Below are 24006 nucleotides of genomic sequence, written 5' to 3' on the forward strand. Positions count from 1 at the left end.
GTGTCTTCAGCCGCTCCGCGCCATGCGGAGCGGCGCCTGTTCTCCGGCGTCCTCCATGGGCGGCACGTAGGGCCAGCCCTTCAGCGGACCCTTGCCGGCTTCACGCGTGAGGTAGTCCGCCGCGATGTTCGCGCTCTCCATGATGGTCAGGAGCCCGCTTCCCGGGTGCGTCCCTCCGCCCACGAAGTACAGCCCCTCCACCTGCGCGTTCTTCACTCGTGGCCTCAGCGGGCCCAATTGCATCCAGGTGTGCGACAGGTTGAACACCGCTCCCCGGAACACGTTGAAGTCGTCCCTCCACGTCTCCGCCGTGAAGTAGCGCTCCGCCTTCACGTGCTCTCGCAATCCCTTGATGCCCACCTTCTCCAGCATCTTCGGGATGCGCTCGCGCAACGTCGCTTCCGTCTTCGCCCAGTCCACCGGGCGCGCCGTGTTGGGCGTGGGCACCAGCACGTACAGCGTCGAGTGCCCCTTCGGTGCTCCCGTGCCGTCCGTCACTCCCGGGTTGCACACGTAGAAGGGCGGGTCGTCCACGTCCACCGTGCGGTCCTCCAGCGCGTCCTTGTCCGTGCGCCTCGCGCTCTCCGACAGGTAGATGAGGTGGTGCGGCAGGTCCGCGTACGTCGTGTCCAACCCGTAGTACGCCATGAACGTGCTGCACGAATACTTCGCCCGCTCCAACGCCCCGTCCGACAGCCTCGAGCCCTCCCGCAGCTCCGGCGCCAACAGCTTCTGCGCCGCGTACGCCAGGTCCGCGTTCACCACCACCGCGTCCGCGTCCAACACCTCGCCGCTCGCGAGCTTCACTCCCACCGCGCGCCCGGCCTCCGTGCGCACCTGCTCCACCGCCGTGCCCATCCGGAACGTCACGCCCAGGTCCTGGGCGCACTTCATCATCCCTCGCGACAGCTCCCGGAAACCGCCCTGCACGTGCCACACGCCGAAGCACAGCTCGATGAACGGAATCACGCTGAACACCGAGGAGCACGTCGTCGGGTGTAGCCCCAGGTACTTCGACGGGTACGCCAGCGCGTACGTCATCCGGTCGTCGTGGAAGAACGAGTCCAGCTGCCGGTAGAGCGTCTGCCACGGCTTGAAACGCAGCGTGGGCGCGAGCCTCCAGGGCGCGTAGTAGTCCAGGCTGCCCGCGTTCGTGCAGATGAACTTCTCGTACGCGAGCGCGTACTTCCTCCTCCCGTCCTCCATCCAATCCTGGAGCGCACGCCCCTTCCCCGCTCCGAACTTCTCCAGGTCCTGGCCCATCCGCTCCAGGTCCCTCCGCGTGTCCAGGTGCGTGCCGTCCCAGAAGTGCACGCGCGTGTTCGGGTCCACCGGCACCAGCGTGACGTAGTCCTCCAGCTGCTTCCCCGCGCGCCAGAAGATCTGCTTCAGGATGCCCGGCAGCTGGAGGATGGACGGGCCCGTGTCCACCGCGTACTCGCCGTCCTGCCCGAGCGTGAGGCCCTTCATCCGGCCGCCGGGCACCGCGTCCTTCTCCACCACGGTGACCCGGAAGCCCTGCCCCGCGAGGTTGATGGCGGCCGTCAGGCCTCCCGGGCCCGCGCCCACGACGATGACGTGCTGAACCATGTGCCTCACGATGCCCGGCCCCATGCCACCTGGCGACATCCCTTGAGGACGGCCCGGACGAAAAAGCGTTTCCGTCCGGGACTCCTGGCGTCCCGCCGGGCGTTGGCTTCAGGCAGAGGCCCCACGCCATCCCCTCGGAGCGTTCTCTGGAAGACGGGCCCACATCCTGAATCCCCAGGGTGACCTGCCTCCTGTAGCCTGCGACGCGCATCCATGAATCCCCCCTCGGAGGCCGGCCCACAGGAAGTCCTGCTGTTCACCCTGGAGCGGCAGCGCTACGGCCTGCCCGTGGAGGATGTGCGCGAGCTGGTGCGCGCCGCGCGCCTCACGCCCCTGCCCCAGGCCCCCGACGTGGTGGAGGGCCTGCTCAACCTGCGCGGTGAGCTGCTGCCCGTGCTGGACCTGCGCCGCCGCTTCCGCCACCCCGCTCGCGCCCTGTCCCCCATGGACCACTTCATCGTCGCCTCCACCGGTGGACGGCTGGTGGCGATGCGCGTGGACCGGGCCGAAGGGCTGCACGCCGTCACCCCCGGGGAGTGGGACCCGTCTCCCCGGGAGCTGCCGGGCGTGGGGTACGTGGCCGGCGCCGCGAAGCTGACGGACGGGCTGGTGCTCGTGCACGACCTGCGCTCCTTCCTCTCCGAGGCGGAGGCCCTGCAACTCGACAGCGCGCTTGGAGCCCTTCCGGAGCCTGCTTGATTGGCGGCGTCCTGCCCCCGGGCTTCAAGGAGGTGCTCGCCCTGGTGGAGCAGCGCGCCGGGCTCGCCGCGCCCAGCTGCCTGGCCGCCGCGCTGGAAGGCATCCAGCGCGCCATGGCCCGCGCCAACCAGGACGACGTGGAGGTCTACCTGCGCGAGGTGTCGTTCGACAACGCGCTCCTGGACGACCTGCTCACCGAGCTCACCATCGGGGAGACGTACTTCTTCCGCACCCACGAGCACTTCGACCACCTGCGCCGCGTGGTGCTGCCGGAATTACACGAGCGCCAGGGGCCCGGCCACCTGCTGCGCGCGTGGAGCGCGGCGTGCTCCTCCGGCGAGGAGCCCTACTCCATCACCGCGCTGCTGATGGCCGAGGGCTGGGAAGACCACATGACGGTGCGCGCGACGGACGTGTCGCGCACGGCGCTCCGCCGCGCCCAGCAGGCCCGCTACACGGATTGGTCCCTGCGCGGCCCTTCCGCGGACCGCATGCGTCCCCACCTCAAGCAGGAGGGCCGCTTCTACCAGCTGTCGCAGGACGTGAAGCGCCACGTGCAGCTGGGCTACCTCAACCTGGCGCTGGAGACGTGGCCCTCGGCGGAGAGCGGCCTCTGGCAGCTGGACGTCATCTTCTGCCGCAACGTCCTCATCTACTTCAACCGCGCCACCATCGAGGGCGTGGCGCGCAGGCTCCATGCGTCCCTGGACGACGGCGGGTACCTGTTCACGGGTCCGTCGGATCCACCGCTCGGGGACTACGCGCCGTTCGAGCCCGTCCTCACGGAGTGGGGCGTGCTGTACCGCAAGCCCCTGGCCGGCTCGAACGCCGGGCACTTCGTCCCGCTCCAGCCCCTGGCGCCGCTGCGCGCGGATGGCACGCCCTTCACCGCGGGCACGCCGGGTGCTGTCTCCAGCGGTCGTCCCGGTGCGGGTTCGCTCCCCGCGGTGGCCCCTGGAGCCTCCGCGTCTCCGGGAGCCCGGCCGTCTCCGGCGGGAGGTTCCTCGGGAGTCGCGCCGGGGACGTTCACCACCGGAGCGGATGGTGCGACCGCGGGTGTCTCCCCGCCGTGGGCGTCAGGGACCGGCACGTCGGCCTCGGGGGCCGGCTCCTACGGCGGCGCTCCCGCTTCGGGCCTCGGACCTGCCGGCGGTGGTGCGCCCTCGTCGGTGGGAGCCCTCTCTAGTGCTCCTGCTTCGGGAGCTCCGGCGGCTCGCACCGGTGATGCGTCCACGTCCGGAACCCGCACCCGCTTCACGCTCAGCGTGGAGGCCCTGGAGGCCGTACGGGTGGCGCTGGCCCGCGGCGACTGGCGCGAGGCGGCCCGGCGGGCGGGGGCCCAATCGGCCGACCCGGAGGGCGCCCTGGCCGCGGTTCGTGCACTGGCCAACCTGGATCCGCGCGCGGCGCTGTTCGCCTGCGAGGAGGCCTCGGTTCGTCACCCACTGGTCGCCGGTCTGCGGTATCTGGAGGCCCTGCTGCTCCTGGGACAGGCGCGGCTGTCCGACGCGGAGAGAGCCGCCCGGCAGGCGCTCTACCTGGAGCCGGGGCTCGCGGTGGGCCACCTGCTCATGGGCCACGTGCTGCGCCGGCAGGACCAGGCCGCCGCCGCGGCCCGGTCCTACCGCGAGGCGGAAGGGCTGTGCCGGAAGCTGTCGCCAGAGGCGCTGGTGCCGCTGGCGGAAGGTGAGCGGGCCGGAGCGCTGGCGGACGTGGCCCGCGCGGAGTGGCGGCGCCTGGAGCGGACGGAAGGCTAAAGAGGCGAGCGGATGCCGAAGCGCGAGGGAAACATCGACTGGGACAAGGCCCGGGCCCGGATGGCAGCGCTGGAGCGCGCCACCGAGGAATGCGACACCCCCACCGACGAGGCGGCCCTCGCCGCGCTCGACGCGCGCGCCCTCGCCCTGGCCCGCCCGGCGGAAATCCCCGTGCTGCCCGGCAGCCAGCGGGAGATGGTCCGCTTCCGGGCCGCGGGCCAGCTGTATGCCCTGGAGTCGCGCTTCATCCTGGAGGTCATGCGCGCGCCGGAGCTCACCCTGCTGCCGGGCGCGCCGCCGCTCTTGCGCGGCCTGACGCTCCTGCGCGGAGAGGTGCTGCCCGTGGTGGAGCTGGCCCCGCTGTTCGGCCGGCCCGCGGCGCAGGGCACCGGCCCCGTGCTGGTGGTGGGCAGCACGGCCCGCGCGGAGCTGGGCCTGCGCACGGATGAGGTGATGGAGGTGGCGGTGCTGACGGTCACGGAGATGTTGCCCGCGCCCCCCTCCCTGGAAGAGGAAGCGGGCGCGCTGGTGTCCGGCGTCAGCCCCGACGGCACGCTCGTCCTGGAGGGAGAGGCCCTCCTCGCCGACGAGCGTCTCGTGTTCGAGCTTTCCGAAGAAGGAGTCGCATGAGCATCGGGAATCGCATCGCGCTGGGCTTCGGGCTGTCCCTGATGGTGCTGCTGATCATCGCCGGCGTGGCCTTCCAGGGCGCCCAGCAGCTCACCACCACCACGGAAGGCCTGCTGGAGGCCCACAACAACTACAAGATGCTGCGCGAGGCGCGCGCCCTCATCGTGGACGCGGAGACCGGCCAGCGCGGCTTCCTCCTCACCGGCGACGAGAGCTACCTGCGCCCGTACCAGAACGCCATCACCGAGCTGCGCGCGGACCTGGACGCCCTGCGCCCCGCGATGGCGAAGTACCCCGACCAGCGCTCACGCTTCGTGAAGCTGGAGCCGCTGGTCGCGAGCAAGCTGGACGAAGTGGCCGACACCATCCGCCTGCGCCGCGAGCAGGGCTTCGAGGCGGCCCAGGCCGTGGTGAAGACCAACCGCGGCCAGCGGGAGATGGAGGTCATCCGGGAGCTCATCGCGGAGATGCGCGAGACGGAGGAGGACCGCTGGAGGCAGTACTCCGACGCCGCCACCCAGGCCGCGCAGCGCAGCGTCTGGGTGCTGGCGCTGGGCACCCTCCTGGGCCTGGCCATCGTGGGCGTGGGCAGCTTCGTCATCACCCGCGGCATCACCGACCCCCTGCGCAAGCTCACCTTCGGCGCGGAGCAGCTGGGCAAGGGCGACCTCACCCACCGCATCGACGTGCGCGGCAAGGACGAGATGGCCGACCTGGCCGGCGCCTTCAACGCCATGGCGGAGCGCCGCCAGCAGGCGGAAATCCAGCTGGCGAAGCAGTCCGAGCAGCGCGAGCACACGCTCAAGACCGTGGCGGAGTTCGTCAACCAGCTGGCCGGCGCGTCCTCCGAAATCCTCGCCAGCACCACCGAACAGGTGGCCGGCGCCCAGGAGCAGGGCACCGCCGTCACGGAGACGGTGAGCACCATCGAGGAGATCACCAAGACGTCGGAAGAGGCCGCCGGCCGCGCCCGCGCGGTGAGCGAGTCCGCCCGTCACTCCGAGGAGGTGGGCCGCTCCGGCCGCCGCGCCGTGGAGGAGGCGGTGTCCTCCATGGGCGCCGTGCGCGACCAGGTGGAGTCCATCGCGTCGCGCATCCTCGCCCTGGCCGAGCAGGCCCAGGCCATTGGCGACATCATCACCACCGTCAACGACATCTCCGAGCAGACGCACATGCTCGCGCTCAACGCGTCCATTGAAGCGAGCCGCGCGGGCGAGCACGGCCGCGGCTTCGCCGTCGTCGCCTCCGAGGTGAAGGCCCTGGCGGACCAGTCCAAGAAGGCCACCGCGCAGGTGCGGCAGATTCTGGGACAAATCCAGAAGGCCACCCACGGCGCGGTGATGACCACGGAGGAGGGCACCAAGAGCGTGTCCGCCGCCACGCGCGTCGTCACGGAGGCGGGCGCCACCATCCAGCAGCTGGCGGACCTGCTCACGCAGGCGTCGCTCACGGCCGCGCAAATCGCCGCGTCCGCCAACCAGCAGGCCACCGGCATCGGGCAGATCCGCCAGGCGATGCACGACGTGAACCAGGCCACGCAGCAGGGGCTCATCTCGTCGCGGCAGACGGAGCGCGCGATGCAGGACATCAACGCCATGGGCCAGAAGTTGAAGGGGCTGCTCGGGGAGTTCGGGCGCTAACCCATGGATCGCGACAGGCTGGCGCAGGCACTGCTGGACTCGTTCCTGGAGGAGCTGGAGGGGCACGTCGTGTCCCTCAACCGGGACCTGCTCGCGCTGGAGCAGGCCCCGGCGCGCGCGAAGGAGCTCGTCCCCGGCATCCTGCGGACGCTGCACAGCGTGAAGGGCGCGTCTCGCGCGGCCAGCGCCAGCATGGTGGAGAACGCCTGCCACCGCATGGAGGAGGTGCTGGAGCCGCTCATCCACGGGCGCGCGCCGTCGCCGGACCTCTTCGAGCTGTGCTTCGCCACCGTGGACGCGCTGGACGACGCAGGCCGCCGCCTGGCCGCGCGCCAGGACCTGTCCGGCTCACCGCTGGAGGCGCTGCTGCCCCAGTTGGAGCAGGCCGCGCACGGCTCGCCCACCCAGCCTCCAGTGACCGCGCCGAAGTCGGCGCCGCCCGCCCCTGCTCCCCACGAGAAGCCCGCGGAGGCCGAGCCGGAGCTCTCCTTCCCCTCGCAGGCCAGCGGGGAGATGCTGCCGGTGCGCGTGTCCGGGCAGAAGCTGGACGCGCTGCTGGGCCGCAGTGGTGAGTTGCGCGTGGCGATGCTGCGCCTGGAGGGCCACGCCGAATCCCTGGAGGCGCTGCGCGACGACGTGATGGGGCTGCGCGAGCGGGTGCGCGGCACGCAGTCCGAGGCGACGCTGCGCCGCGTGGAGCTGGAGCTGGCGCGGGTGGCGCGCGTGCTGGCGCAGGACCGCCGCGCGCTGTTCCAGTCCTCCACCGGCCTGGATGATGAGGTGCGCCGCGCGCGCATGCTCCCCTTCGAGGAGGGCTGCACCGGCCTGGAGCGCGCCGCGCGCGACGTGGCGCACAGCCTGGGCCGGCGCGTGCGCATGGAGGTGCACGGCGGCGGGCTGGACCTGGACCGCTCGCTGCTCCAGTCCCTGCGCGAACCGCTGCTGCACCTGGTGCGCAACGCGGTGGCGCACGGCCTGGAGGCGCCGGAGGAGCGCGTGCGCCACGGCAAGCCGGAGGAGGGCCGCGTGGTGCTGTCCGCGAGGCTTCGCGGCAGCCGGGTGGAGGTCGCGGTGGAGGACGACGGGCGCGGCCTGGACCTGGAGGCGCTGCGCGAGCGCGCGCGGGCCCGGGGCATGGAAGCGCCCGAGGACGACGAGGACGCGGCGCGGCTCGTGTTCCTGCCGGGCCTGTCCACCGCGGCGAAGGTGACGGCGGTGTCCGGCCGGGGCGTGGGCCTGGACGTGGTGCGCGCCCAGGTGGAGGCCCTGCGCGGCAGCGTGGAGGTGGCCTTCAAGGCGGGCCAGGGCACCCGCTTCACGCTGGACGTGCCCCTCACCCTGAGCACCCTGCGCGTGCTGCTGGTGTCCGTGGGCGGGCAGGTGCTGGCGCTCGCCAGCGAGGGCGTGGACCGGCTGCTGCGCCTGTCGCCCTCCGACGTGCGCGAGGTGGAGGGCCGCATGTCCTGGGTGACGCCGGAGGCGCTGGTGCCGCTGGCGTCGCTCGCGGGCGTGTTGGATTTGCCCCCGGGACCGCCGAAGACGCGGCCCCCCGCGGTGGTGCTGTCCGCGGGCACCGCGCAGGCGGCGCTGGTGGTGGACGAGGTCATCGCGGAGCAGGAGGTGCTGGTGCGCTCGCTGGGCAGCCGCGTGAAGCGGGCCCGGCACGTGGCCGCCGCGGCGGTGCTGCCGGATGGGCGCATGGCGCTGCTGCTCAGCCCCGCGTCGCTGGTGCGGGCCGCGGGGGGACGCCCCTCCGCCCAGTTCTTCCCCACGCCCAAGGAGCAGGTGGCGCGCCGGCGCGTGGTGCTGGCGGACGACTCGCCCACGACGCGCATGCTGGAGCAGAGCATCCTGGAGGGCGCCGGCTACGACGTCATCGCGTGCGCGGACGGCGCGGAGGCGTGGGAGCGGCTGCAAGCGGGCGGCGCGGACGCGATGGTGATGGACGTGGAGATGCCGCGCATGGATGGCTTCCAGGTGACGGAGGCCGTGCGTACCTCTCCACGCTTCGGACGGGTGCCGGTGGTGCTCGTCACGTCGCGTGAGAAGCCCGAGGACAAGGCGCGCGGCCTGCAAGCCGGCGCGAGCGCGTACATCGTGAAGAGCGCGTTTGACCCCACGAGCCTGCTGGAGACACTGAGGCGACTGCTATGAAGACCGAACCGTTGCGCATCATGGTGGCGGAGGACTCGCCCACCGCCCGGCGGCTGCTGGTGGAAATCCTGCGCACCGACCCCGCGCTCACCGTGGTGGGCGAGGCCAAGGACGGCCTGGAGGCGGTGGAGCTGTGCCAGCGCCTGCAGCCGAACCTGGTGACGATGGACATCCAGATGCCGCGCATGGACGGCCTGGACGCCACCCGCCGCATCATGACGGAGGTGCCCACGCCGGTGGTGGTGGTGTCCACGCTGGTGGAGCGTGACATCCAGACGTCCATGGCCGCGCTGAGGGCCGGGGCGCTCGCGGTGCTCCAGAAGCCGGTGGGCCCGGAGTCGCCGGACTTCGAGGCGGACAGCCGCCGCCTGCGCGACACGCTCAAGGCCATGGCCCAGGTGAAGGTGGTGCGCCGCTGGCCGGACCGCGCCGCCGCGCCGCAGCCCCCGCCGGAGGTGACGCCCACGCCCGGCGCCCGCCCGCCCGCCGTGCTGGCGATGGCCGCGTCCACCGGAGGCCCCGCCGCGCTCTACCGCATCCTCTCCGACCTGGGAGGCAGGGACACGCCCCCGCCCCCCATCCTGCTGGTGCAGCACATCGCGCTGGGCTTCGGCTCCGGCCTGGCCACGTGGCTGGGCACGGCCACGAAGCTGCGCGTGAAGGTGGCCGAGGACGGCGAGCCCCTCGTCTCCGGCACGGTGTACCTGGCCCCGGACGACAAGCACCTGGGTGTCACCGCCGATTACCGCGCGCAGGTGTCCGGCGCCGCGCCCATCCAGGGCTTCCGCCCGTCCGCCAACTGGCTCTTCCGCACCGTGGCCCGCGCCTACGGTCAGACGGCGTTGGCGGTCGTGCTCACCGGCATGGGTCAGGACGGCCTGGACGGCATCCGGGACCTGCACCAGGCAGGCGGGCGGGTGATCGCCCAGGACGAGGCGACGTCCGTCGTCTACGGCATGCCCGCCGTGGTGGTGGGCGCCAACCTGGCGCACGAGGTCCTGCCGCTCGGGCAGATTGCCCGCCGACTGTTGGCATTGATGCAGCCCACGGGGCGGCTCATCTGAAGTGTTCGTTGAGTGAAATTCATTCGGCGGAGTGGGTGGCCGGAATGGCGGGCCTGGAACGGAGTGTCAATATCGGGTCCAATCCGGGCATCCCCTCGCCCCCTCTCCCCCGATGAGCGCTTTGACAACCGGTCTGGCCTACGAAGCGGTGTTCGCCGCCATCCCCGACCCTGCCTATCTGTTGGATGGCACGGGCCGGTTGGTGTCGTGTAGCGCGGCGGGCGCCCGGGCGCTCGGCCGTGAGGCAGGCGCGCTGTCGGGGCGGCACTGGAGCGAGCTGGGGCTGCCGCACGAGGCATTGGCCGCGCTGGAGTCCGCGCGCGTCCGCGTGGTGACGCTGCGCGAGTCCACCACCGTGGAGGCGCCGTGGCCGGGTGCGCAGGGCATCCGCCGACACGCGCTGGTGCTCACGCCGCTGGGCACGGACGCGGATGCGTCCCCGGTCGTGCTGGTGACGGCGCGGGCGCTCACTGAAGCCGAAGCCGTCTATTCGCGCGCGCTGGAGCTGGAGCAGGCCGCGCGCGCGGAGGTGGAGACCGCCGAGCGCCGCCGCTCCTTCCTGTACCAGGCGATGACGACGCTGTTCACGCACCCGCCGGATCCGCAGGGCATGTACACGCTGCTCGCGCACCTGGCGGTGCCGGACCTGGCGGACTGGTGTCTGGTGGACGCGCTGGAGCAGGGCCCGTGGGTGGGCCGCGCGGCGGTGGCGTGCCTGGACCCGACGCAGCAGGAGCGCGCCCGGGGCCTGCCCATGCGCACGGAGGTTCGCGAGGACGCGCCCGTGGGCCTGTTGCGCGTGCTGCGCACGGGTGAGCCGGAGCTGGTGCCCGCGGTGACGGAGTCGCTGCTTCGCGCGGCGGCGGCGGAGCCCGCGCACCCGGCGATGCTGGAGGCGTTGCAGGCCCGCTCGTACATGATCATCCCGCTGCGCGCGCGCGGCCACACGCTGGGCGCGGTGACGTTCGTGAGCTCCGGCTCCGGGCGCCGCTACGGCCCGGACGACCTGGCGCTGGCGGAGGACCTGTGCCTGCGCGCGAGCCTGGCCATCGACAACGCGCGGCTGGTGGGTGAGTCCCGCCGGGCCGCCCGCGCCCGTGAAGACCTGCTCGCGGTGGTGTCGCACGACCTGAAGAACCCGCTGGGCGTGGTGCAGCTGGGCGCGGCGCTGCTCCTGCGCGGCACCGCGGGCAAGCCGGGCGGCGAGGCGGTGGCGAAGCAGGCCACGCGCATCAACGACGCGGCGGAGCGCATGTCGCGGCTCATCAGCGACCTCTTGGACTGGGGCCGCCTGGAGGCGGGCCACCTGCCGCTGGAGCTGGGCGAGCACACCGCCGTGGCGCTGGCCACGGAGGCGCTGGAGGCCATCCGGCCGCTGGCGGAGGCCAAGGGGCTGCACCTGGAGGCGGACCTGCCCACGGAGGGCCTGCGCGTGAAGTGCGACCGCAGCCGCGTGCTCCAGGTGATGGGCAACCTGCTGGGCAACGCCGTGAAGTTCACTCCGCCGGGCGGCACGTTGGCGGTGAAGGCGGTGATGCGCGGCGGCGAGGTGTCCTTCGACGTGCGCGACACGGGCAACGGCATCACGCCGGACGCGCTGCCGCACATCTTCGACCGCTACTGGCAGGCGCGCGACGCGGCTGCCCGCGGCACCGGCCTGGGGCTGGCCATCGCCAAGGGCCTGGTGGAGGCGCACGGCGGCTCCATCCGCGCGGAGAGCATCCTGGGCACCGGCAGCGTCTTCAACTTCACGCTGCCCGTGGCGCACGTGGGAATGCCCGTCGCCGCCCCGCAGGCCGCGGCCTCCGGTGGCATGTCGCGTCCGCGCGACACCTACGAGCACTGAGTCAGCGCCCCTTCCTCCGCGCGGGCGGGGTGAGCACCTGGCGCGCGTGCTCCAGGAAGGCGCGCAGCGCGGGTGACACCTGCGCGCGGCTGGGGAAGTAGAGGAAGAGGCCCGGCACGGACGCGGCGTACTCCTCCAGCACGCGGCGCAGCGTGCCCGCCTTCAGCTGCCTCTCCACCTGAGACTCCAGCACGTACGCCAGGCCCAGGCCGGCCTCCGCCAGCCCCAGCCAGACACGCTCGTCGTTGGTGGTGACGGCGCCGCGCACCGGCAGCCGCCACGTGCGCGAGCCCTTCTCCAAATCCCACGGCAGCAGCGCGCCGGTGTTGGACGAGCGATAGGTGAAGCAGTCGTGCTGGAGCAGGTCCTTCGGCTTCACCGGCGTGCCGTGGCGCTCCAGGTACTCCGGAGTGCCCACCACGACGAAGCGGAACGGGCGCGCGATGCGCACCGCCACCATGTCCCGCTCCAGGTACTCCTCCAGCCGGATGCCCGCGTCGAAGCCCTCCGCGACGATGTCCGCCTTGCGGTTCTCCACCACCAGGTCCAGCTCCACCTGGGGATGGCGCTCGCGAAACGAGGCCAGCAGCGGCGTGAGCACGAAGGGCAGCGCGGTGGACGGCAGCGTCAAGCGCAGCGCGCCCGTCAGTGTCCCAGGTTGCGAGGACGCTTCCTTGAGCGCCCCGAGCGCCTGTGCCACGCCCGGTCCCGCCTGTTCCACCAGCCGCCGCCCCGCCGCCGTCACCGCCACGCTGCGCGTCGTGCGCGACAACAGCGGCACGCCCAGCCGCTCCTCCAACTGGCGCACCGTGTGGCTCAGCGCGGAGGCGGACACGCCCAACTCCGCCGCCGCGGCCGCGAAGCTTCGGTGCCGGGCGACAGCGAGGAACTGGTGCAACGCATTGAGCGGAGTGAGAGCCATTCCTGAGCTTTCCTCAGGAGTCCATCCAGATTCCAGACCTACTCCCGGAAGCGCCCATTTCCTATCCCTTGTCCTGTCTCGCGAAAGCAGCACCCTTCCCTAGCGCGAGCAGGAGTCCTCCCATGGCATCCCCCACCCTGCCCCTGTCCGGCCGCATCGCCGTCATCACCGGCGCCTCCAGCGGCATCGGCGCCGCCACCGCCCTGCGCCTCGCACGGGACGGCGCGAGCGTCGCCCTGCTCGCACGCAGCAAGGAGCGGCTGGACGCGCTCGCCTCCACCATCACGCAAGGGGGTGGCCGGGCGCTCGCCCTGGGCACCGACGTGCTGGACGCGCGGTCCGTGAAGGAGGCCGCGAAGGCCATCGCGGGCGAGCTGGGCGTCGCGGACCTGGTCCTCAACAACGCCGGCCTCATGCGGCCCACGCCCATGGAGGCGCACCCCACGGAGGACTGGGAACAGATGATCGACTTGAACGTGAAGGCCAGCGTGCGCGTCGTGGAGACCTTCGTGGAGCCGCTGCTGGCGGCTGCTAAGGCGGGCGGGCCCTCGGACCTCATCAATGTGTCGTCCGTGGCCGCGCAGGCGGTGTACCCGAACTTCAACGTCTACGGCGCCACCAAGGCCGCGGTCACCCACCTGTCCCGTCACCTGCGCGCGGAGCTGGGCCCCCGCTTCGTCCGGGTGATGGCCCTGGAGCCGGGGCTGGTGGACACCGCGCTGCACGACGGCAACACCGACCCGGGCGCTCGGGCCTGGCTGGAGGGCGCTCGGAAGTCGCTCACCTGGATGTCGCCGGAGGAGGTCGCGGGCATCATCGCCTTCGCCACCGCCCTGCCGCGGCACATCAACTTCCAGCAGCTCACCCTCATGCCCACCCAGCAGGCCTGAGCCGCTCCCCACGCCTGTTGCCGAGGTGGCCTTCAGCGTGCCATGCAGGCGGCTTATGTCCTTCCTGCATCAGGCGCTGGTGTTCCTGGCCGCCGCGGTCGTCGCCGTGCCCCTCTTCAAGAAGCTGGGGCTGGGCTCCGTGCTGGGCTACCTGGCGGCGGGCGCGGCCATCGGGCCGTATGGCGCGGGCCTCATCTCCGACGTGGAGAACGTCCTCCACACCGCCGAGCTGGGCGTGGTGCTGCTGCTGTTCGTGATTGGCCTGGAGCTGCAGCCGTCGCGCCTGTGGAACCTGCGCCGCTCCGTGTTCGGCATGGGCGGCGCGCAGGTGGTGCTGACGGGCCTGCTGCTCGCGGGCGTGTCGAAGGCGCTGGGCCTGTCCTGGAACGCGGCCATCGTCGCGGGCTTCGGCCTGTCGCTGTCCTCCACCGCGTTCGCGCTCCAGCTGCTCGGGGAGAAGAACCAGCTCACCGCCGAGCACGGTCAGCTGGCCTTCGGCATCCTCCTGTTCCAGGACCTGGCCGTCATCCCACTCCTGGCCGCGCTGCCGCTCCTGGGCCGGTCCGACACGCCGTCCACGGAGCCCGGGTGGCTGATGGCCGTGAAGGCCGTGGGTGCGGTGCTCGTGGTGGTGGTGGCGGGCCGACACCTGCTGCGGCCGGTGTTCCGCGCGGTGGCGTCCGTACACAGCCAGGAGCTGTTCACCGCGACGGCGCTGCTCGTCGTCGTGGGCACCGCGACGCTGGTCAGCGCGGTGGGCCTGTCCATGCCGATGGGCGCGTTCCTCGCGGGCGTGCTGCTGTCGGAGTCCGAGTACCGCCACGAGCTGGAGGCGGACATCGAGCCCTTCAAGGGCCTCTTGCTGGGCCTGTTCTTCATCGCCGTGGGCATGTCCTTGAACCTGGCGCTGCTCGCGCGCGAGTCCCTGCGCGTGCTGGCGCTGGTGCTGGGCCTCACCTTCCTCAAGGCGCTGGTGCTGTACGGGCTGGGTCGGGTGGGGCTGAAGAAGCCGGGCTCCGCGGAGAGCCTGGCGGTGGTGATTTCGCAGGGCGGTGAGTTCGCCTTCGTCCTCTTCTCCCTGGCCGTGTCCTTCCACGTGATGGAGCGCGAGCAGGCGGACCTGCTGGTGCTGGTGGTGGGCCTGTCCATGGTGGTGACGCCGTTCCTGTCCGCCATCCACGAGCGCTGGGTGGCGCCGCGCTTCAAGAACAAGGGCCCGCAGCGCGAATACGACGTGTCCCCGGAAGAGGACCACCCGGTCATCATCGCGGGCATGGGGCGCGTGGGTCAGGTGGTGGCCCGCCTGCTGCGCGCGCGCCGCATCGGGTTCACCGCCATCGACGCGAGCGCGGAGCACATCGACTTCATCCAGCGCTTCGGCAACCAGGTGTTCTACGGCGACGCGTCCCGGCTGGACCTGCTGCGCGCCGCCCGCGCGGAGAAGGCCAAGGTGTTCGTGCTGGCCATCGACGACATGGCCGCGTCCCTGCGCACCGCGCAGATGGTGAAGGAGCACTTCCCGCACCTGACCATCTACGCCCGGGCGCGCAACCGCGAGCACGCGTACCGGCTGCTGGACATGGGCGTCACCCATCTCATCCGTGAGACGTTCGACGCGAGCCTCACCATGGCCGGAGACGTGCTCCAGGAGATGGGCCTCACCTTCGCGGAGGCCCGCCGGTCCGTGGAGCGCTTCCGCGAACACGACGAGGCCCTGATGCTGGAGAGCGCCAAGGTCTTCAAGGACGAGAAGAAGATGATGGAGGTCATCGTCCGCGCGCGCCGCGAACTGGAGCTGTTGTTCGAGAAGGACGAAGCCGAGCAGAAGTCGGTCTGAGGGGGACGCACGACCAATGAGCGCCGATACCGCTGGCCACTCGAAGTCCTCCCGCCTCTACCTCTGGGTGCTGGCCGCCATCTTCGCGGGGGGCCTGTTGGGCCACTTCGCGCCGTCCACGGCGGTGAAGCTCAAGCCCTTGGGCGACGCGTTCATCGCGCTGGTGAAGATGCTCATCTCCCCGGTCATCTTCCTGACCGTGGTGCTGGGCGTGGCCAACGTGGCGGACATGAAGAAGGTCGGCCGGGTGGGCGGCAAGGCGCTGCTCTACTTCGAGGTCATCTCCACGTTCGCGCTCATCATCGGCGCGCTGGTGGTGACGGTGCTCAAGCCCGGCTCCGGCTTCAACGTGGACCCGCGCACGCTGGACGCGAGCGCCGTGGCCCGCTTCGCCCAGCAGGCGCATGACCAGTCCACCCTGGGCTTCCTCCTGCACATCATCCCGCGCACCTTCGTGGACGCCTTCACCGGCGAGGGAGACCTGCTCCAGGTGCTGCTCCTGGCGCTGCTGTTCGGCTTCTCGCTCACGGCCATTGGCGCGACGGCGAAGCCCGTGGTCGTCCTCTTCGAGGCGCTCTCCAAGGCCTTCTTCCACATGATTGGCACGGTGATGAAGCTGGCGCCCATTGGCGCGGGCGCGTCCATGGCCTTCACCCTGGGCGCCTACGGCGTCACCAGCCTGGGCCCGTTGTTGCGCCTCATGGGGTGCTTCTATCTGGCGTGCGTGCTCTTCGTCGTCGTCGTGCTGGGGCTCGTCGCGCGGGTGACGGGCTTCTCCATCCTGAAGTTCCTGCGCTACATCCGCGCGGAGCTGTTCCTGGTGCTGGGCACGTCGTCGTCCGAGTCCGCGCTGGTGCCGCTGATGCAGAAGCTGGAGCGGCTGGGCTGCTCCAAGTCCGTGGTGGGGCTGGTGGTGCCCAGCGGCTACTCGTTCAACCTGGACGGCACCAACATCTACCTCACCATGGCGGCGCTGTTCGTGGCCCAGGCGCTCAACGTGGACCTCACGTTCACGCAGACGGCCACGCTGCTGGGCGTGGCGATGCTCACGTCCAAGGGCGCGTCCGGCGTGACGGGCGCGGGCTTCATCACCCTGGCCGCCACGCTGGCGGTGGTGCCGTCCGTGCCGGTGGCGGGACTGGCGCTCATCCTGGGCATCGACCGGTTCATGAGCGAGGCGCGCGCGCTCACCAACTTCATTGGCAACGGCGTGGCCAGCATCGTCGTGTCCCGCTGGGAGAACGAGCTGGACCGCGAACGGCTGCACGCGGAGCTCAACGGCGTATCCACTCCCGAGGCCCCGCCCGCCGACGCAGGGACGACTGCCTGATCAGGGGTGCGCCACCGCGTCGCGCACCGCCTCTTTCAGCACGTCCAGGTCCACCGGCTTGTCCAACAACTGTCGGGCGCCCAGCCGCAGGGCCTCCGCGTGCGTCTCCTCGTCGGCGAAGGCGCTGAGCAGCAGCACCGGGCACGCGATGCCCTGCGCGCGCAACCTCCCGAGCGCCTCCAGGCCGGTGCGCCCCGGCATGCGCACGTCGCTGACGATGAGGTCCGGCGGAGCGAGCGTCCCACCGTGGCCCTGCATCATCGCCACGTAATCACCCAGCTCGAAGCCGTCCTCCACCTCCACCACCGTGTAGCCCGCGCGCGCCAACGTGCGCACGAGCATCGCGCGCATCGCGTCGTCGTCCTCGGCCACCAGGATGCGCGGGGCGTGCGTTGCTTCTTCTCGCGAAGGTGCGTTCGTCATTTGATTGCGGAGGAGCATGGCGCATGCCACGTGCGTCGCCCCATGCCTTCAGGGGCCGTGGATCCGTCGTGCCGCGTGGGTCTCCGGGGCATCCTGCCCCCGTCGGGGCAATGTGCCCCAGGCATGCATGGACATCCTGCCTCGCGTTGGCAGCGCCTCACTCGGTGGCGCGCGTTGGCATGGCCAATGCTCTAGCTCCAGTCAGCCCCGCACCCCACACCCCAATTCACACCTCGCGGGCATGACACGGAGTCTCTCCATGAAGCGCACTTCCGCCCTGGTCCTCGGTCTGTCCTTGTCCCTCGCCTCGGGCGCCTTCGCCGCCGAGGCCAAGCCCGCCAAGAGCGCGCCCGCCGCCCAGGCGAAGGCCGGCGCCAAGGCGAAGAAGGCGAAGCAGGGCACCTCCCAGAAGGCCCCCGCCGCCCCGGCCGAAGGCTCGAGCAGCAACTAGCCACGGACTGTCGTGACGCAGCACCCGCGGTACTCGTAGCGTACCTCCCCGGTCCGTGTGTTCCTTCCCCCTCACGCACGAACCGGGGGTTGCCTCTTCCGTGAAGCTCGCTCGCAAATTCACCCTGGCCCTCGTGCTGCTCGCTGTCGCGGTGATGGCCGGGCTCCAGGCGTTCCAGGTCAACCGGGAGCTCGCCCGGTCGGAAATCGACACGCAGCACGACCACCGCCTGCTCGGTCACACGCTGGCCGGCTCCATTGGCAAGGCGTGGCAGCTGGCGGGTGAGTCCGAAGCGCTCACGCTCCTCAACCAAGCCAACCGCTTCCAGGAGCAGGTGCGGCTGCGCTGGGTGTGGCTGGACGGTGGACCGGGCTCCGGCTTCGCGCCGGCGCTGCCCCCCGCCCTGCTGCTCAGCCTGCGCGCGGGCAACGACGGCTGGTTGATGGACGAGTCCACCAGCCCGGGCGTGCTGCGCTCGTACACGCCGGTGTTCCTGGGGCGGCGCATGGGCGCCATTGAAATCACCGAGTCCATGTCCGAACAGGAGATGCACGTGCGCACCACCGTGGTGGGCACCGTCATCGCCACGGCGGCGCTCTCCCTGTTCTTCCTGCTGGCCGCCATGGCCATGGGCCGCAAGCTGGTGGGCCAGCCCGTGGAGCAGTTGGTGCATCTGGCGGGACGGATTGGCGAGGGCGACCTCACCGCGCGCGTGCCCCTGCGGCGCGAGCGCGGCGACGAACTGACGACGCTGGCGGTGGCCATGAACCGGATGGGTGAACAACTGGAGGAGACGCGGGCCCGGCTGGCCACGGAGACGGCGGCGCGCCTGCGCACGGTGGAGCACCTCCGGCACGCGGATCGGCTCACCACGGTGGGCAAGCTCGCGTCTGGCGTGGCGCACGAGTTGGGCACGCCGCTCAACGTCGTCATGGGCCGCGCGAAGATGGTCTCCTCCGGCGAGGCGGAGGGCGACGAGGTGAACGAGTGCGCCCGCATCATCTTCCAGCAGGCCCAGCACATGACCGGCATCATCCGGCAGCTGCTGGACTTCGCCCGGCGCCGCACGCCGTCCCGCGCGCCGGAGGACTTGTCCCTGCTGGCCGAGCGAACGCTGTCCCTGCTCAAGCCCATGGCCACCAAGCGCAGCGTGACGCTGTCCCAGGAGGTGCCCCCGGGCTTCACCGTGGAGGTGGACTCGGGGCAGTTCCAGCAGGTGCTCACCAACCTGGTGATGAACGGCCTCCACGCGATGAACCGGCCCGGCACCTTGCGCGTGCGCTCGCAGGTGCTGCGCGCCACGCCGCCCGCGGACGTGGGCGGCCCGGAGCAGGACTGGGTGCGGCTGGACGTGGAGGACGAGGGCTCGGGCATTCCCGCGGACGTGCTGCCCCACGTCTTCGAGCCCTTCTTCACCACCAAGGACGTGGGCGAGGGAACGGGGCTCGGGTTGTCCGTCTCCTATGGGATGGTGCGCGACCACGGCGGCTGGATTGACGTGAAAAGCGAGCCGGGCCGTGGGAGTTGTTTCTCCATCTACCTGCCGCCAGGGAAGGACGCATGCCAGGCCGCATCCTGATTGTCGAAGACGAGCGCGAGATGCGCGCCATGGTGGAGAAGGGCCTCCAGCGCCGGGGCTTCCAGCCCGTGGCCGTGGCCGCCGCGGACGAGGCGCTCCAGAAGCTTGCCGCCGAGGACTTCGACACCGTCCTCACCGACCTGCGCATGCCGGGCATGGACGGTCTGGCGCTGTGCGAGCGCATCGTGCTCAACCGGCCGGACATCCCCGTGGTGGTGGTGACGGCCTTCGGCAGCCTGGAGACGGCGGTGGCCGCCATCCGCGCGGGCGCCTACGACTTCATCACCAAGCCCATCGACCTGGACGCCCTGGTGCTGGTGCTGGAGCGCGCCGTACAGCACCGCGCCCTGCGCGCGGAGGTGCGCCGGCTGCGCCAGGCCCTGGACCAACGCCAGGACGACGGCGCGCTCGTGGGAGAGAGCCCCGCGCTCAAGCAGGCGTACGCGCTCATCGACCGGGTGGCGGACGTGGACGCCACGGTGCTGATTACCGGAGAGAGCGGCACGGGCAAGGAGGTGGCCGCGCGCGCCCTCCACGCGCGAGGCCGGCGCAAGGAGGGGCCCTTCGTGGCCATCAACTGCGCGGCCATGCCGGAGCAGCTTTTGGAGAGCGAGCTGTTCGGCCACGCCAAGGGCGCCTTCACCGACGCGAAGGCCAGTCGCACGGGCCTGTTCGTGAAGGCGAATGGCGGCACGCTGTTCCTGGATGAAGTGGGCGAGCTGCCCATGACGCTCCAGCCGAAGCTGCTGCGCGCGCTGCAGGAGCGCGTGGTGCGCCCGGTGGGTGGGGACACGGAGACGCCCTTCGACGCGCGCATCGTCGCGGCGACCAACCGCGACCTGGAGCTGGCGGTGGAGGAGAACCGCTTCCGCGAGGACCTCTACTACCGGCTCAACGTCATTGGCCTGGAGCTGCCCCCGCTGCGCGCGCGCGGCAACGACGTGCTCCTCTTGTCGCAGCGCTTCGTGGAGCAGTTCGCGACCCGCACGGGCAAGAAGGTGGTGGGCCTGTCCCCCGCGGCGGCGCAGCGCCTGCTGTCCTACGGGTGGCCGGGCAACGTGCGCGAGTTGCAGAACTGCATCGAGCGCGCCGTGGCGCTCACGTCCTTCGAACAGCTCACGGTGGACGATTTGCCGGAGCGCATCCGCAACTACAGCACGCCGCGCGTGGTGCCGGAGAACACGGACCCGTCGGAGCTGGTGACGCTGGAGGAGCTGGAGCGCCGCTACATCCACCGCGTGCTGGAGGCGGTGGGCGGCAGCCGCACGCTCGCCGCGCGCATCCTGGGCGTGGACCGCAAGACGCTCTACCGGAAGCTGGAGCGCGGGGATGCCGAGCTCCGGGAGAGCAAGGAAGCCAGGGAGCCTCGCGAGGCGAAGAAGCCCTGAGACGGGGGCACCCGGGGCTCGGGCGACCCGCCCCATCCGTTCCAGCCACAACCCTCCGTCATGGACGCAAGGTGCGTCACCCCTCGGGGCGGGCCCCCGCTTTGCTTCGAGCGGGGTATGGTTCCAGGAGGATGCGTCCCGTTCCCGTCCAGAGCCGTGTCTTCTGTCGCGTGGTGGACCTCGCGCACAAAGCAGGCGACAGGAATGTCACTGACCCGTTTCCTCCAAGAGGTTTCTCCCTACCCTCGGAAATCCACGAGTCCGCGTTTCGCGTAAGAGGCAGTCAGGACGCCCGCCGCTGTCCTGGTTCCGTGTTCCGGCATTGAAGCCGGGCACGCTCCGCCGCACTGCTGTGTTTCCCACCTGAAGGAACCCGCTCCCCATACCCCGACGACCCACCGATGGCCCAAGCTCCTGCCCGCCCGCGTTCCCGTCCTTCCGCCCCGTCCCCGACGGAGGCCTCTGGCCCGGGTCTGCAAACGCTGCTGGAGGCGCTGCCAGAGGCCTTCCTCGGTGTGGACGCGGGCTGGCGCATCACCTGGCTGAGCCGGCGCATGCGCGAGCTGCTGGGGCCCCGCGTCCAGCCGGGCGATGACGTGCGCAAGAAGGTGGCGGACGTGCTGGGCTTGAGCCAGCACCTGCGCCTGGACGTGCCCGCCACCGAGCAGCCCTCCTCCGAGCCCTACGAGCACCGCTGGCACGAAGGCGGCTTCTGCTTCGAGGTGAGCACCCGCCCCGTGGACGGCGGCCTGCTGGTGCACTGCCGCGACATCTCCCGCGAGGTCCAGGCCCGCCACGAGTTGCAGCGCGTGGGCCAGCTCTTCCAGGCGGTGATGGAGGGCACCACCGACGCCATCTACATCAAGGACATGGATGGCACCTACCAGGTCATCAACTCGGCGGGCGCGCGCGCCGTGGGCCGCGACACCGTGGCCGAGGTGCGCGGGCGCACCGACGCGGAGCTCTTCCCGCCCGACGAGGCCCGCATCAACGTGAAGCACGACCGGGACGTGCTCAAGGCGGGCCACCCCCTCACCTACGAGGATTCGCATCAGTCCCCCAGCGGGGACATCCGCGTGTGGCAGTCCACCAAGGGCCCGCTGCGCGACCCGGAAGGGAACGTGTTCGGCCTGTTCGGCATCAGCCGCGACATCACCCAGCGCAAGTGGGCGGAAGAAGAGGTGCTCCGGCACACCGAGTTCCAGGAACACTTGATGGGCATCATCAGCCACGACATCCGCAGCCCGCTCGGCGCCATCATGAACTGGTCGCGCGTGCTCGCGGCCGGTGGGCCCGCGGAGGAGACGGCGCGCACCAGCCAGCGCATCGCCACCGCGGCGGTCCGCATCGAACGGCTGACGCGCCTGCTGCTGGACTTCACCCGCGCCCGGCTGGTGGGCGGCGTGGTGATTGAACCGCGCGGCACGGACACGCAGGAGCTGCTGGCCAAGGTGGCGCACGAGTTCCGCGTGGCCTTCCCGAAGCGCGACATCGTCGTGGACCACAAGGGCAACACGCAGGGGCACTGGGACCCGGACCGCCTGGCGCAGGTGGTGTCCAACCTGACGGAGAACGCCCTCAAGTACGGCCCGGCGGACGCGCCCGTGCTGCTGTCCACTCGCGGCCTGCGCAACAAGGTGGTGGTGACGGTCCACAACCAGGGCCGCCCCATTCCGGAAGCCACCCTGCCCCACCTCTTCGAGCCCTTCCGCCAGGGCCCGCAGCAGACGCGCACGCTGAAGATGAGCTACGGCCTGGGGCTCTACATCGTGCGCGAAATCGTGCACGCCCACGGCGGCACCATCGAGGTCACCTCCTCCGAGGGCGACGGCACCACCTTCACCGTCACGCTGCCGCGCCGCGCGCCGCCCCGGAAGGGCCCGCCGCCCGAGCCGCCTTCGCCCCCCTCGCACCACCACCCCTGAAACAGGGCGGTCCCGCCCCCGTCAGACGAAGCGCGAGATGAGGGGCACCAGGCCGTCCAGCGGCGCGTTGCCGTTGGACAGGCCCGCCTCCGCCACCGCGCGCGGCATGCCGTACACCACGCAGGACGACTCCGCCTCCGTGAGCACCACGCCGCCCGCGGCGCGCAGGGCCCGCGCGCCCTGGAGCCCGTCCTCGCCCATGCCGGTGAGCACCAGCCCCAGCGCGTCCCGCCCCCAGACCTCCGCCACGCTCTGGAAGAGCACGTCCACGGAGGGATGGTGCGGGGTGCCCAGCGGATGGCGGTCCAGGCGCACCAGGTTGAGCGCCCCGTGCCGCGCCACCTTCAGGTGGTGGCCCGCGCGCGCCAGCACCGCGCGGCCCGGCACCAGCTCCATGCCGTCGCTCGCCTCCACCACCTCCAGCGCGCTCTGCGAGTCCAGCCGCTTGGCCACGGCCTCCGTGTAGCCAGCGGGGATGTGCAGCGCGAGCACCACCGGCGCCGGAAAGTCCCGGGGCAGCGAGGACAACAACCGCGTCAGCGCCTGCGGCCCGCCCGTGGACGTGCCCACCGCCAGCAGCTTCGTCGACGTCGCGGGCAGGGGCCCTGGGAGAGGGGCACTCACGGCCTCCGCCAGCTCCCGCTGATAGCGCGGCACCGCGCGCCCCGCGATGCGCACCTTCTCCACCAGCTCCGCGCCCAGCTCGTAGAGCCGGTCCGTGGCGAGCGCCGTGGGCTTGTGCACCAGGTCCACCGCGCCCGCCTGGAGCGCGGCCACCGCCAGCTCGCTGTCCGTGCCCGCGCTGCTCACCACCACCACGCGCGGCGCGTCCGGCATGCCAGCCAGCGCGCGCAGGAAGCCCGTCCCGTCCAGCGACGGCATCACCAGGTCCAGGGTGATGACGTCCGGTTTGAGCTCCGCCACCCGCTCCAGCGCGTCCAGGCCGTCGCGCGCGGTGCCCACCACCTCCAGCCCCTCCGCCTCCGACAGCACCTTGCGCAGCACCTTGCGCGCGAACGCCGAGTCGTCCACCACCAGCACGCGCAACGTCATGAGTCCGCCTTGCTGTAGAAGAACGCGCCGCGGCGCTCCTCGCAGCGCAGCGCCGTGCCGAAGCGCATCAGGGATTCGGAGGTGCCCACCACCAGGTGCCCTCCGGGCCGCAGCGTCCGGGTGATGCTGTCCACCACGCGGCGCGCGGTGTCGTCCTGGAAGTAGATGAGCACGTTGCGGCAGAGGATGGCATCACAGCCGCCCGGCTCCGGGTAGCCCTCCGTGTCCACCAGGTTGAGCTGCCGCCACTCCACCCGGGCCATCAGGTCCGGCCGCACGCGGGGACGGCCGTCCACCATGTCCAGCCAGCGACCCATCACCCCCGGGGGCAGCGCGCGCAGGCAGCGCAGGTTGTGCTCTCCCGACTTCGCGCGCTCCAGCGCCTTGGAGCTCAGGTCCGTGGCCAGGATGGACACGTCCCCCAGCACGCCCCGCGAGTCCAGGAGCATGGCCAGCGTGAGGGGCTCCTCGCCGGTGGAGCACGCCGCGCACCACACCCGGGGCTTGCGGCCGGCGCGGACCTCCGGAACGAGCAGCTCGTCCACCAGCACCTCCAGCGCCTGGGGCTCGCGGAAGAAGTACGTCTCGTGGACGAGCAGCGCCTCCACCAGCGAGGCCAGCGTCTCCGGCCCCTTCGGGTCGTAGCGGAGGAAGTAGTAGTAGTCGAGCAGCGAGTCGAACCCGGCATCCAGCGCCCGGGTGGACAGCTTCTCCGCCAGCAGGTCCCGGTCCTCGGGCCCGTAGTGCAGGCCCGAGCGCTGCTCGATGAGCATGGAGAGGATGGCCAGGACCTGCGGGGACAGCGGCAGCGCACTCATGGCCGTGGGT

General features: G+C 71.5%; 19 protein-coding genes. 14 read left to right on the forward strand and 5 right to left on the reverse strand.

All coding sequences use genetic code 11. From position 1 onward, the window contains the following. Positions 1 to 6 precede the first annotated feature (6 nt). On the reverse strand, positions 7 to 1590 hold the full coding sequence (locus GTZ93_RS22780; RefSeq protein ID WP_139919806.1) for a phytoene desaturase family protein: 1584 nt from the start codon (positions 1588 to 1590) through the stop codon (positions 7 to 9). A gap of 213 nt (positions 1591 to 1803) precedes the next feature. Between GTZ93_RS22780 and GTZ93_RS22785 the strand changes: the two genes are divergently transcribed. The 7 genes from GTZ93_RS22785 to GTZ93_RS22815 all read left to right on the forward strand — a co-directional run bounded on the left by GTZ93_RS22785 (position 1804) and on the right by GTZ93_RS22815 (position 11380). Beyond that, a complete protein-coding gene (locus GTZ93_RS22785) occupies positions 1804 to 2289 on the forward strand; it encodes a chemotaxis protein CheW (RefSeq protein WP_121754558.1) in 486 nt (161 codons plus the stop codon). Beyond that, the gene (locus tag GTZ93_RS22790) at positions 2286 to 4046 is read left to right on the forward strand and encodes a CheR family methyltransferase (protein WP_139919801.1); all 1761 of its coding nucleotides are present in this window, start codon (positions 2286 to 2288) and stop codon (positions 4044 to 4046) included. The genes GTZ93_RS22785 and GTZ93_RS22790 overlap by 4 nt, the downstream gene beginning before the upstream one ends. A gap of 12 nt (positions 4047 to 4058) precedes the next feature. Beyond that, complete coding sequence (locus tag GTZ93_RS22795; protein WP_139919802.1) at positions 4059 to 4676, forward strand: chemotaxis protein CheW; 618 nt, start codon at positions 4059 to 4061, stop codon at positions 4674 to 4676. Continuing rightward, positions 4673 to 6316, forward strand: a complete 1644-nt coding sequence (locus tag GTZ93_RS22800) for a methyl-accepting chemotaxis protein (protein WP_139919803.1) — start codon at positions 4673 to 4675, stop codon at positions 6314 to 6316. Before GTZ93_RS22795 ends, GTZ93_RS22800 begins: the two co-directional genes overlap by 4 nt. Positions 6317 to 6319: 3 nt before the next feature. After that, positions 6320 to 8470 carry a hybrid sensor histidine kinase/response regulator gene (locus tag GTZ93_RS22805; protein WP_139919804.1) on the forward strand — a complete coding sequence of 717 codons (2151 nt, stop codon included), beginning with the start codon at positions 6320 to 6322 and terminating at the stop codon, positions 8468 to 8470. After that, the gene (gene cheB, locus GTZ93_RS22810) at positions 8467 to 9534 is read left to right on the forward strand and encodes a chemotaxis-specific protein-glutamate methyltransferase CheB (RefSeq protein ID WP_161662981.1); all 1068 of its coding nucleotides are present in this window, start codon (positions 8467 to 8469) and stop codon (positions 9532 to 9534) included. Before GTZ93_RS22805 ends, cheB (GTZ93_RS22810) begins: the two co-directional genes overlap by 4 nt. A 112-nt stretch (positions 9535 to 9646) precedes the next feature. Next, positions 9647 to 11380 (forward strand): sensor histidine kinase, encoded by a 1734-nt coding sequence (locus tag GTZ93_RS22815; RefSeq protein ID WP_139919275.1) that lies wholly within the window; start codon positions 9647 to 9649, stop codon positions 11378 to 11380. A 1-nt stretch (position 11381) separates the two neighbouring features. Here the strand turns inward: GTZ93_RS22815 and GTZ93_RS22820 are convergent, their stop codons facing one another. Beyond that, positions 11382 to 12302 carry a LysR family transcriptional regulator gene (locus tag GTZ93_RS22820; RefSeq protein ID WP_139919276.1) on the reverse strand — a complete coding sequence of 307 codons (921 nt, stop codon included), beginning with the start codon at positions 12300 to 12302 and terminating at the stop codon, positions 11382 to 11384. A gap of 122 nt (positions 12303 to 12424) precedes the next feature. Here GTZ93_RS22820 and GTZ93_RS22825 point away from each other — a divergent pair, with 122 nt between their 5' ends. The 3 genes from GTZ93_RS22825 to dctA are packed head-to-tail and all read left to right on the forward strand — an operon-like array spanning position 12425 to position 16359. Then, positions 12425 to 13192: an SDR family oxidoreductase gene (locus GTZ93_RS22825; RefSeq protein ID WP_139919277.1), complete on the forward strand. Its 768-nt coding sequence runs from the start codon at positions 12425 to 12427 to the stop codon at positions 13190 to 13192. A 55-nt stretch (positions 13193 to 13247) separates the two neighbouring features. Further along, a complete protein-coding gene (locus GTZ93_RS22830) occupies positions 13248 to 15029 on the forward strand; it encodes a monovalent cation:proton antiporter-2 (CPA2) family protein (RefSeq protein WP_139919278.1) in 1782 nt (593 codons plus the stop codon). 16 nt (positions 15030 to 15045) lie between these two features. Then, the gene (gene dctA / locus GTZ93_RS22835; protein ID WP_139919279.1) at positions 15046 to 16359 is read left to right on the forward strand and encodes a C4-dicarboxylate transporter DctA; all 1314 of its coding nucleotides are present in this window, start codon (positions 15046 to 15048) and stop codon (positions 16357 to 16359) included. On the opposite strand, the gene GTZ93_RS22840 is transcribed toward dctA, so the two are convergent. Next, on the reverse strand, positions 16360 to 16782 hold the full coding sequence (locus GTZ93_RS22840) for a response regulator (protein ID WP_257979254.1): 423 nt from the start codon (positions 16780 to 16782) through the stop codon (positions 16360 to 16362). A 259-nt stretch (positions 16783 to 17041) separates the two neighbouring features. On the opposite strand from GTZ93_RS22840, the gene GTZ93_RS22845 reads away from it, so the two are divergent. From GTZ93_RS22845 to GTZ93_RS22860, 4 genes are all read left to right on the forward strand, one after another. Further along, positions 17042 to 17233, forward strand: coding sequence for a hypothetical protein (locus GTZ93_RS22845; RefSeq protein WP_120577172.1), 192 nt, complete (start codon positions 17042 to 17044; stop codon positions 17231 to 17233). A 100-nt stretch (positions 17234 to 17333) separates the two neighbouring features. Continuing rightward, positions 17334 to 18812 carry a sensor histidine kinase gene (locus GTZ93_RS22850; RefSeq protein WP_139919281.1) on the forward strand — a complete coding sequence of 493 codons (1479 nt, stop codon included), beginning with the start codon at positions 17334 to 17336 and terminating at the stop codon, positions 18810 to 18812. Continuing rightward, positions 18794 to 20200 (forward strand): sigma-54-dependent transcriptional regulator, encoded by a 1407-nt coding sequence (locus GTZ93_RS22855; RefSeq protein ID WP_139919282.1) that lies wholly within the window; start codon positions 18794 to 18796, stop codon positions 20198 to 20200. The genes GTZ93_RS22850 and GTZ93_RS22855 overlap by 19 nt, the downstream gene beginning before the upstream one ends. Positions 20201 to 20601: 401 nt before the next feature. After that, entirely contained in the window at positions 20602 to 22125 is a 1524-nt protein-coding gene (locus tag GTZ93_RS22860; protein WP_139919283.1) for a sensor histidine kinase, read from the forward strand. A 21-nt stretch (positions 22126 to 22146) separates the two neighbouring features. On the opposite strand, the gene cheB (GTZ93_RS22865) is transcribed toward GTZ93_RS22860, so the two are convergent. Both cheB (GTZ93_RS22865) and GTZ93_RS22870 read right to left on the reverse strand, forming a co-directional pair. Beyond that, entirely contained in the window at positions 22147 to 23178 is a 1032-nt protein-coding gene (gene cheB, locus GTZ93_RS22865; RefSeq protein WP_139919284.1) for a chemotaxis-specific protein-glutamate methyltransferase CheB, read from the reverse strand. Continuing rightward, complete coding sequence (locus tag GTZ93_RS22870) at positions 23175 to 23996, reverse strand: CheR family methyltransferase (protein ID WP_139919285.1); 822 nt, start codon at positions 23994 to 23996, stop codon at positions 23175 to 23177. The genes cheB (GTZ93_RS22865) and GTZ93_RS22870 overlap by 4 nt, the downstream gene beginning before the upstream one ends. Positions 23997 to 24006: the final 10 nt, after the last annotated feature.

This window comes from Corallococcus exiguus, from assembly GCF_009909105.1.
GTDB classification, from domain to species: domain Bacteria; phylum Myxococcota; class Myxococcia; order Myxococcales; family Myxococcaceae; genus Corallococcus; species Corallococcus exiguus.